The organism is Streptomyces sp. NPDC107654 (assembly GCF_055639035.1).
This window is the reverse complement of sequence record NZ_JBVKBI010000001.1, coordinates 176,478-186,400: the sequence shown is the minus strand read 5'-3', so window position 1 is coordinate 186,400 and position 9,923 is coordinate 176,478. Positions and strand designations below refer to the sequence as shown.

The 9,923-nt window shown below is 73.5% G+C and carries 9 protein-coding genes; 4 read left to right on the top strand and 5 right to left on the bottom strand.

Annotated features, from left to right (window positions below; genetic code table 11):
* Window positions 1-138 precede the first annotated feature (138 nt).
* From thiE to ACZ7N4_RS00815, 3 genes are all read left to right on the top strand, one after another.
* On the top strand, window positions 139-807 hold the full coding sequence (gene thiE / locus ACZ7N4_RS00825) for a thiamine phosphate synthase (protein ID WP_471352279.1): 669 nt from the start codon (window positions 139-141) through the stop codon (window positions 805-807).
* A 96-nt stretch (window positions 808-903) separates the two neighbouring features.
* Window positions 904-1,827, top strand: coding sequence for a methylenetetrahydrofolate reductase [NAD(P)H] (gene metF, locus ACZ7N4_RS00820; RefSeq protein ID WP_471352276.1), 924 nt, complete (start codon window positions 904-906; stop codon window positions 1,825-1,827).
* Window positions 1,828-1,883: 56 nt separating this feature from the next.
* Window positions 1,884-2,825: an SCO2102 family sporulation regulator gene (locus tag ACZ7N4_RS00815; protein WP_471352273.1), complete on the top strand. Its 942-nt coding sequence runs from the start codon at window positions 1,884-1,886 to the stop codon at window positions 2,823-2,825.
* Window position 2,826: 1 nt separating this feature from the next.
* Here ACZ7N4_RS00815 and ACZ7N4_RS00810 read toward each other — a convergent pair whose 3' ends face one another.
* The 5 genes from ACZ7N4_RS00810 to ACZ7N4_RS00790 form a co-directional block, all read right to left on the bottom strand.
* On the bottom strand, window positions 2,827-4,335 hold the full coding sequence (locus tag ACZ7N4_RS00810; protein WP_471352270.1) for a phytoene desaturase family protein: 1,509 nt from the start codon (window positions 4,333-4,335) through the stop codon (window positions 2,827-2,829).
* 59 nt (window positions 4,336-4,394) lie between these two features.
* Complete coding sequence (locus ACZ7N4_RS00805; protein ID WP_471352268.1) at window positions 4,395-4,997, bottom strand: DUF4126 domain-containing protein; 603 nt, start codon at window positions 4,995-4,997, stop codon at window positions 4,395-4,397.
* A gap of 453 nt (window positions 4,998-5,450) precedes the next feature.
* Window positions 5,451-6,080, bottom strand: coding sequence for a TetR/AcrR family transcriptional regulator (locus ACZ7N4_RS00800; RefSeq protein WP_471352265.1), 630 nt, complete (start codon window positions 6,078-6,080; stop codon window positions 5,451-5,453).
* A 47-nt stretch (window positions 6,081-6,127) separates the two neighbouring features.
* On the bottom strand, window positions 6,128-8,212 hold the full coding sequence (locus ACZ7N4_RS00795) for a YhgE/Pip family protein (RefSeq protein WP_471352261.1): 2,085 nt from the start codon (window positions 8,210-8,212) through the stop codon (window positions 6,128-6,130).
* Window positions 8,184-9,056, bottom strand: coding sequence for an ATP-binding cassette domain-containing protein (locus tag ACZ7N4_RS00790; protein ID WP_471352258.1), 873 nt, complete (start codon window positions 9,054-9,056; stop codon window positions 8,184-8,186). The genes ACZ7N4_RS00795 and ACZ7N4_RS00790 overlap by 29 nt, the downstream gene beginning before the upstream one ends.
* A 160-nt stretch (window positions 9,057-9,216) precedes the next feature.
* On the opposite strand from ACZ7N4_RS00790, the gene ACZ7N4_RS00785 reads away from it, so the two are divergent.
* Window positions 9,217-9,825 carry an SAV_6107 family HEPN domain-containing protein gene (locus tag ACZ7N4_RS00785; RefSeq protein WP_471352255.1) on the top strand — a complete coding sequence of 203 codons (609 nt, stop codon included), beginning with the start codon at window positions 9,217-9,219 and terminating at the stop codon, window positions 9,823-9,825.
* The last annotated feature ends 98 nt before the right edge of the window (window positions 9,826-9,923 follow it).

Below are 9,923 nucleotides of genomic sequence, written 5' to 3'. Positions count from 1 at the left end.
AGTGGCTCTCCGGGGTTTTTGGTTGGGGGGCCCGCTTCGGCGGGGGGGGGGGGGTGGGGCCCCCCCCCCCCCCCCCCACCGCCGACCACCGACGATCACCGCCAGGGACACCGACCACCGACCACGGGGGGCCCACGCATGTCCGACACCGCCCGCGCCGCGCTCGACGGCGCCCGCCTCTACCTCTGCACGGACGCCCGCAGGCGCCAGGGCGATCTGCCCGAGTTCCTGGACGCGGTCCTGGCCGGCGGTGTCGACATCGTGCAGCTGCGCGACAAGGGCATGGAGGCCGCCGAGGAGCTGGAGCACCTGGAGGTCTTCGCCGACGCCTGCGCCCGGCACGGCAAGCTGCTCGCGGTCAACGACCGGGCCGACGTCGCGCACGCCTCCCGGGCCGCGCACCCCCACGGTGCCGCCGTGCTCCACCTCGGCCAGGGCGACCTCCCGGTCCCCGCGGCCCGCGCCGTCCTCGGCGACGACGTCCTCATAGGCCGTTCCACGCACTCCGCGGCCGAGGCCGAGGCCGCCGCCGTCCAGGAGGGCGTGGACTACTTCTGCACCGGCCCCTGCTGGCCCACCCCCACCAAGCCCGGCCGCCACGCCCCCGGCCTGGACCTGGTCCGTCACACGGCGGCCCTCGGTACCGACCGCCCCTGGTTCGCCATCGGCGGCATCGACCTCGGCACCCTGGACCAGGTGCTGGACGCCGGCGCCCGCCGGGTGGTCGTGGTCCGCGCGATCACCGAGGCGGACGACCCGGCCGAGGCGGCGGCGGAGTTCGCGAAGCGGCTGCGCGACGCCCGCTAGCGCCGTTCTGTCCACCTGCTGGACAGGAATCCGGCAATTCGGGCAAATTTCCGATGTGCGGTTGGGGGACCGCCCACCCCTGGCTAACCTGCCGGTATGGCCCTCGGAACCGCATCCACCAGGACTGATCGCGCACGCACCGTGCGCGACATGCTCGCCACCGGCAAGACGACGTACTCCTTCGAGTTCTCGGCGCCGAAGACCCCCAAGGGCGAGCGGAACCTGTGGAGCGCGCTCCGGCGGGTCGAGGCGGTCGCCCCCGACTTCGTCTCCGTGACCTACGGCGCGGGCGGCTCGACCCGCGCGGGCACGGTCAAGGAGACCCAGCAGATCGTCGCGGACACCACGCTGACCCCGGTCGCCCACCTCACCGCGGTCGACCACTCCATCGCCGAGCTGCGCAACATCATCGGCCAGTACGCGGACGCCGGCATCCGCAACATGCTCGCCGTGCGCGGCGACCCGCCCGGCGACCCGATGGGTGAGTGGGTGGCGCACCCCCGGGGCCTGACCTACGCGGCCGAACTCGTCCGGCTCATCAAGGAGTCGGGCGACTTCTGCGTGGGTGTCGCCGCGTTCCCGGAGATGCACCCGCGCTCCTCGGACTGGGACACCGACGTCGCCCGCTTCGTGGACAAGTGCCGTGCGGGCGCCGACTACGCCATCACACAGATGTTCTTCCGGCCGGAGTCGTATCTGCGGCTGCGCGACCGCGTGGCCGCAGCGGGCTGTGACACCCCCGTCATCCCGGAGGTACTGCCGGTCACCAGCGTGAAGATGCTGGAACGGTTGCCGAAGCTCAGCAACGCCCATGTCCCGGACGCCCTGAAAGAGCGGATCCTCACAGCGAAGGACGATCCGGCGGCGGTACGCTCCATCGGTATCGAGTTCGCCACGGAGTTCTGCGCTCGGCTGCTGGCCGAGGGAGTGCCCGGACTGCACTTCATCACGCTCAACAGCTCCACGGCGACCCTGGAAATCTACGAGAACCTGGGCCTGCACCACCCCCCGCAGGCCTAGACCGTCCGCACCGCGGTACGACACACTGCGTAGCGGTCACTGGGAGAGGGGCGTACATGGGCTGGACGGTCCTCTACATCGCGTTCGGTGTCGTCGCGCTGTGGTTGCTGGGCGAGGTACTGCTGCAGTACAAGGCGCGGTTGCGCTGGCGTCTGCTCGCCTTCGCCGGGTTCGTCGGCGTGGTGCTGGGCGTGCTGATGCCGTCCGTCGTCGTGATCGGGCTGGGCGCGATCGCCTTCGCGGTCGGCCAGACCTACGTGACGCTGTCGTTCCGCCGCGGCTTCGCGTCCGGCTGGGCCGTCAAGCGGCCCGGCCCCGAGGCCGCCGGCGGCCCCAAACGCCGCCGTGGCCGGGCCGACCGCCACGATCCCGTCCCGCAGGGCCCCGCCCCGGAGCCCGCCGGGCCCGACGACGAGCAGGCCGGTGACCACGGCGGCTACGGCTCCGCCCGGACGCACGGCGACTTCGACGGCGACCATGGCGACTACGACGACTACGACCGCGACGACGTCTTCACCCCGTCCGCCGCCCGCACCGCCGAGCCGACCGCCGCCGAGACCACCGCCGTCTACGAGCCCCGGCCCCTCCCCGAGGACACCGGTTCCTACGGTGTCTACGGCGACACCGCAGCCCCCGCGCACTCCGCCCAGCAGAGCCACGCCTACGACTACTCGGGCTACGGCCAGCAGGGCTACGGCTACGACGTCGCGGGCCAGCAGGGCTACGCCAACTACTCCGACCCGTACATCGGCAGCCAGTCCTACGGCTCCTACGACCCGGCGTACGGCCAGCAGTACGGGCAGCAGCAGGGCTACGCCCAGGACCCGTACGCCACCGGTGGTTACGGCGAGACGCCGGCCGGCGGGGTGTGGGTGCCGCAGCAGCGCACCGACGAGACCTACGGCGGCGAACTCCCGCAGGAGCAGCCGTACCCGCACCAGCCGGGCGGCCCGCAGCCGCAGCCCGGGGCCGGGTACGACGAGCAGTACCGCTTCTGAGTCACCGTGAGCCGCGGAACCCCGGGCCCTCCACGATCAGCCCGGCCACCAGCGCGCCCGACATACCGGCGTGCGGCAGGCCGCCCCCGGGGTGGGACCAGCCGCCGGCCGTGAACAGGCCCGGAACCGCCGTGGTGTTGGCCGGATGCAGCACACCCTCCGGCCCCGCCAGCGCGGGCGGCGGAACCGCGCCTCCTGTGGCGCCCGTCTCCCGCTCGGTGTCCAGCGGGGTGCGGACCTCGCGCCACAGGACCCGCTCGCGCAGCCCCGGCACGGCGCGCTCGGCGGCGGCGACCATCCGGTCCGCGAAGGTGTCGGCGGCCCCCGGCGCCGCCCAGTCGAACTCCGTGGCCGACGGCACGGTGGCCGTCAGCACCAGGGACTCGTGGTCCCCGTCGGGCCGCAGCGAAGGGTCGTCCGGCCGGTCCACGACGACCTGCGGGACGTCGGGCACCACCCCGTGCCGGAACAGGTCCAGATCCCCGTCGGCGTCGGCCGTGTGCACCACCGTGCGGTGCACGGCACCGGGCTCCCGCGCCCCGCGCAGCGCCAGACACACGACGACGCGGCCCGGGTGGCGGTCCTCCGGGTCCGGGGGCACGTCCCGCGCGCCGTACACCTCGCCGCCCGGGACCAGGCCGCGCAGCCGCCACGGCCCCGCGCCGACGACGAAGTCCGCCTCGGCCGCCGTGCCCCCGGCCAGCTCCACTCCCGCCGCCCGGCCGTCCTCCACCAGGATCCGGGTGACATCGGCGCCGAAGACGAACTCGACCCGGCGCTGCAGGCACCGCTCGTACACCGCGCGCGCCAGCTCGCGGACTCCGCCGCGCACGTACCAGGTGCCGAAGGCGTGCTCCATGTAGGGCAGCACGGCCGCGCTCGCCGGAGCGGTCCCTGCGTCGACGCCGTACGCGAGCGCGTACCCGTCGAGCAGCTGGGCCAGCCGGTCGTCGCGCAGCTCCCGCCTGCAGATCTCGAACAGCTTGACCACGCGGTGAGTGCGCAGCAGCCGCTTGTACGAGGTGCCCGGGTACGGCTCCTTCGTGAGCAGCACGTCCCAGTTGGGCCACAGCGGCTCCTCCAGCAGCGGCCGGCGGGTGCGGTCCCATGCCTCGCGGGCCCGCACCAGGAAGTCGCCCCAGCGCTCGCCCGCCCCCGCGCCCAGCGCCTCGTCGAGCGCCGCGACGACCCCCGCGCGGGAGGCGTTGGGCAGGGACACCTCGGTGCCGTCCGCGAAGACGTGCCGTGCGGACGGGTCGACCTGGACCAGCTCGACGCGGTCCTCCAGCGCCTCCTTGCCGGTCTTGACGAACAGGTCGCGGTACACGGCGGGCAGCGTCAGCAGTCCCGGGCCCGTGTCGAAGCGGAAGCCCTCCCGCTCGAACCGGCGCACCGCACCGCCGTACGTCTCCGTACGCTCGTACACCACCACCCGGTGGCCCGCGACGGCCAGCCGGGCGGCAGCCGCCATCGCGCCCATCCCGGCGCCGATCACCGCAATCCGTGCCATGCCAGCGACTTTATCGACCGCCACCGACACCCCGGCCGCCGGGCGGCCCGCGGCGCGGGTCAGGGGCCCCGCGAGGCCAGGCGCCGCTCCTCCCGGCGCTGGGCCCGGCGGCGCAGGAAGCGCCGGATGCGCGAGGCCAGGAACAGCAGCATCAGCAGCCCGCCGGCCAGCAGCACGGCCGCGACGACCGCCGCCGCCAGCGGATGGAACATCGCGAACGCGACGACACCGCCGACCCCGAGGTCCTCGGCGACGCTCAGCGCGAGGTTGCTGAACGGCTCCGGCGAGGTGTTGACGGCCATCCGGGTCCCGGCCTTGACGGTGTGGCTGGCCAGCGCCGTCGACCCGCCGATCAGACCGGCCGCCACGTCGGAGAGCGAGCCGCTCTGCCCGGCGAGCAGCGCCCCCACCCAGGCTCCGGCGAGCGGGCGGACCACCGTGTGCACGGAGTCCCACAGCGAGTCGACGTACGGGATCTTGTCGGCGACCGCCTCGCACAGGAACAGCACCGCCGCCACGATCAGCACCTCGGGGCGCTGGAGGGTCTGCGGGATGTCGTCGCCGACTCCCGTCACGCCGAAGAGGCCGAGCAGCAGCACCACCGCATAGGCGTTGACGCCGCTGGCCCAGCCGCTGGTGAAGACCAGGGGGAGTACGGACACGGACGCGATCGTAGCCAGCCGGCGGGCCGCCGTCGTGGGCACGCGCGCGTACGGCTGAGTACGCGTACTCAGACGGCGAGATGAGTAGGTGCGCGGATGGGGCGGCGGCCGCCGGGACGAGAGAGTGGAGCCACGGCAAGGGGGCGTGGCGCGGCACCGCCGACACGGGGCGGCGGAACGGCGCCCGCCCGCCGGCCGCACCTTCCGCCGATCCGTCGGCGGAAGCGAGACACGGGGGCCTCGGGGGAAGACCACCACGGGGGTCCGCACGGGGGAACCCGTACGGGGGAGTACGGGAAGGAAGTACGGGGGCGACCGGGGGAACGACGGGGGACTCACCGGGTGGATCGGGTTCACGGGGGAGCACGGGGGAGCCCGGTGGGTACGGGGGAAACGGAAGGCGCCGGTCCGGCAGTGGACCGGCGCCTTCCGCGTACGTTCCGCGGTCCCGCCTCAGACCGTGCCGCTGACCCGTCCCTGGAGCAGCCGGGACAGGGCCGCGTGGACGTCGTCCAGGGAGCGCTCGGGCTGGAAGGACTTCCAGTCCAGCGCGGCCACCAGGACCATGCCGACCAGTGCCGCCGCGGTCAGCTGGACGTCGATCTCGTCGCTGAACTCGCCGGCCGCCACGCCGTCCCGGAGCACCCCCTCGACCACCGCGACCGCCTCCTGCCGCACCACCATCAGCGTGGACTGCCAGGCCCGGTTGGTGCGCCACAGCTCGGCGACGTACAGCTGGGTGAAGGCCGGGTAGCGGTCGATGAAGACCAGGCCCGCGCGGATCATCGCGTCCAGCGCGTCGACCTTGCCGCGGCCCTCGCGTGCCGTTTCCTCGGCCGCCTCCCTCAGGGAGGCGGTGAGCAGGCCGACGCCGTGCCTGAGCAGTTCCTCGAAGAGGACGGACTTGCTCGCGAAGTTGTAGTAGACCGTGCCCTTCGCGACCCCGGCCCGCTCGGCGATCTCGTCGACCGTGGTCGCGGAGAAGCCCTGCTCGGCGATGAGCGTGACGGCCGCCTCGTAGAGCTTCTGCCGGGTGGCCTCGCGGCGCGTGCTGCCGCCGGCCTTGGCGCTGCTGCTTTCCATGGCCCCGATTCTCACAGGTACGCGCGCGTGCGGACGCGGCCCGGGGATCACAGGCTCAGCTCCGGGTGCAGCCGGTCCAGCGTCCACACCTGGCGGCGGCGGGCCGCGAGGGCGGTCAGCGCGAGGGCGCCGGCGGTGAACGCGGTGAGCACGGCGCAGGCCTGCCACACCGGGCCGAGCCCGCCGCCCGTGATCAGCCGGCGCAGCGCCTCCACGATGTAGCTCATCGGCAGGTACGGGTGGATCGCGTTGAAGAAGCCGGGGCTGGTCTGCACCGGGTAGGTGCCGCCCGCCGAGGTCAGCTGCAGCATCAGCAGCGCGAGCACCAGGATCCGGCCCGCCGCGCCGAAGCGGGCGTTCAGCCACTGCACGATCGCCGCGAAACACGCCGTGACCAGGAACAGGAAGCCCACCGTGCCGGCCGCCCGGGTCATCTGCAGACCGATCGCCCAGTGCAGGACGGCCATCAGCGCGGCCACCTGGAGCACGCCCACGGCCACCACCGGCAGCCAGCCGGCGAACGCGATCCGCCAGGCCGGGGAGCCGGCCGCGAGGGCGCGCCGGTTGAGCGGCGGGATCAGCATGTAGGCGACCATCGCGCCCACCCAGAGCGACAGCGGGATGAAGTAGGGGGCGAAACCGGTGCCGTAGTTCGGCGCCTTGTGCAGGTCGTGGGAGGCCAGGTGGACCGGGTCGGCCATCACGCCGGTGCGCCGGTCGCGGTCCTGCTTGTCGTAGTCCGGGATCTTCCTCGCGCCGGAGTGCAGCCCGCCGGCCAGCTTCCCGGAGCCGTCGGAGAGCTTGTACAGGCCGCCGTTCAGGGTCTCGGCACCCGACTTCGCGGTGCCGATGCCCTTGTCGAGCGTGACCGCTCCGGTATGGGCGGTGCCGAGTCCGGTGTGCAGCTTCTCGGCGCCGGCGGCGACCCGGTGCGCGCCCGTGTTCAGCTTGTTGATCTTCTTGACGGCGTCGTCGACGTCCTCGGAGAGGTGCGGTGCGCGCTCGGCGAGGGCGTCGGCCTGCTTCTGGAGCGTGCCGAGGTTGGCCCGCATCGTCTTCAGGTCGCCGTCCTGGTCGGCGATGAGGGTGCCGAGGTCGTCGGCGACGGTGGCGACCTCCTTGGCGGCGGTCCTGGCCCGCTTCAGGTCCGGGCAGACGGGGTCGGGGAGGGTCGCGGGCTCGCACCGCTTCCGGTACACCTCGTCCAGGACGGCGGCGGACGCGTGGGCGGTCCTGGCGGCGCCCGGCGCCACCTTCACCAGCACGTCGAGGTTGTCCTTGACCGCCTTGGCCGAGTCGGAGACCAGCCTGGCGGTGTCGCCGATGGTCTTCTCGTTGGTCCGGACGAACGGGCCGGCCTTGGCGTAGACGCCGTTGACCTTGTCGGCGAGCGCCTGGGTGCCGTCGGCGACCTGCCGCGAGCCCTCCTGGAGGTCACCGGAGCCGGTGTCGAGCTTCTTCAGGCCCTTGGCCAGCTTGCCGCTGCCGCCCTTGGCCTCCTTCAGCCCGTCCGCGAGGTCTTTGGAGCCCTTCTCCGCCTTTCCGATGCCGCTGTTCAGCTTGTCGGCGCCCCGCGCGGCCGTGACGGTCTTGTCGTGGATGTCGGAGAAGGACACGAAGATCTTGTCCAGGAAGGTGCGGGAGGCCTTCGTGGACGCGGCCGTGCGCACCTCGTTGAAGACGGTGCGGGAGATCTGGCCGACGATGTAGTTGTTCGCGTCGTTGGTGCGCACCCGGAGGGCGCCGGTCTCCGGGGAGTCGCCCGAGCTGGACGCGATACGACGGCTGAAGTCGGCCGGCATGGTCAGCGACAGGTAGTAGGTGCCGTCCTCGACGCCCGCGCGGGCCTCCTCGTCGCTCACCTCGTGCCACGCGAAGGTCCGGCTGTCGCGCAGCCCGTCCACGATGTCGTCCCCGGCGGTGATCTTCTTCCCGCCCGCCGTGGCGCCCTTGTCGTCGTTCACCAGGGCCACCGGGATCCGGTCCAGACGGCCGTACGGGTCCCAGAAGGACCACAGGTACAGGGCGCCGTACAGCAGGGGCAGCACGAGCAGCGCGACCAGCGCGGCGCGCGGCAGCCTGCCGCGCCCGAAGCGCCTCAGCTCAAGCGCGGCCAGCCTCGGTGAGCGCATCGCCGGTCTCCTCCCCCTTCTGTTCCTGCTCCTCTTCCCGCTTCTCTTCCTGCTTCTCCCGCTGCCCCCCGTGCCGCTTCCCCGGGTCCCGTTCCGGCTCCGGTTCCTCCTCCTGCCCCGGCCCGGTCGTCTCCGACGCCGTCGCCACGGCGACGCAGTCCCGGGGCGCGGTGCGGCAGACGGCCACGACCGTCGTCCCCGCGCGCGTGAGGGAGCGCAACACGTCCCACAACCCGGCGCGTTCGTCGTCCGAGAGCTTCATGTCGACGTCGTCCACACCGAGCAGCCGGGGCCGGCCGAGCAGGGCCAGCGCGAGGGAGAGCCGCAGCTCCTGCGGCCGCTCCAGATCACGTACCGCGGTCCGGGACCCCTTCGGGAGGGTCTCCAGGTCCAGCCCCGCGGCGGCCAGAGCCGCGTCGACCCGCAGCCGCGCCTCGTGCACACGCTGGGCGCGGGGCCGCAGCAGCTCGCGCAGGGAGTCGCCGAACCGGCGCTGCAGCAGGGCCCGTTCGCGCAGGTGCTCGCCGACGGTCAGGGCCGGCTCCAGGTCGGTCACGCCGGTCACGTTCGCCACCGCGCTGACGCGGCGCAGGGCCGCCATGTGCCGGGGGAGTTTGAACCCGCCGATCGCGGCCACTCCTTCGGTGGGCTTCATCCGTCCCGTGAGTGCGAGCAGCAGACACGTGCGGCCGGAGCCGGACGGCCCCTCGATCGCGATCAGTGAGCCGGGCTCCGCGTCCACGGTCACCCCGCGGAAGGCCCACCCCCGTGGCCCCCTGAGCCCGAGGCCCTCGGCCCTGACGTCCGCGCCGACCGCGGCGTCCGCCCCGCCCGTGCCGTCCACTGAGCCCCCTGCGCACAATTTGAACTGACTGGTCAGTGCAAAAATACGCCCGAACCCACGATCGAGGCAAAGGCCCAGGTCAGAACGGATTGTCAGTGGCATACCGCACGATGGGCACATACGGCATTCATGCCGTCACCCAGACGACAGGAGGTTCGTCATGGCCCACTCGTCCGCAGCCGCCGCCCGCCGGCGCCGCGCCACCGGCCCTGCCCCCTCACTGACCGGTCCGGCGAGCGACGTGCACCCCGTGCTCCGCCGGGCCACGGCCCCGCCCGCCGCCCTCGACCTGCTCGCCCAGGCGCGCGCCGGACTGGAGGAGGCCACTGTCCTGGACACACCCAACGAGCGCTATGCGACGGCCCACCTGGCCGCCCTGCGCACCGCCGCCGCCGTCCTCGCCGCCCGCGGCCGGCCCGAGACCACCCCGCGCCGCAGGGCCCGGATCCGCAGCGCCTGGGAGGTGCTGCCCGAGATCGCCCCGGAGCTGACCGAGTGGAGCGCGCTGTTCGCCTCCGGCGCCGCCCGTCGCGCCCGCGCCGAGGCGGGCATCCAGGGCGCGGCCGGACAGCGGGACGCCGACGACCTGATACGGGACGTGGCGATGTTCCTGCGCCTCGTGGAGCGGATGCTCGTCCTCCAGCCGGTCCTGCCGCAGCCCCGTCAGGACGGCGCCGCCGGCACCGGCGCCGGCGCGGGTTCCGGCTCCGGCTCCGACACGGACGGTGCCCGCCCGGGGACGGGAGGCGACCTGCCGGACGCGGGCTGACCGGGCAGGGCGCGCCGGCCGGCAGCGGAACCCCCCGGTACACCGTCGCAGTGACCGGGCGGGGCACGGAGGCAATAGGGTGGGCTTCGCCTGACGTT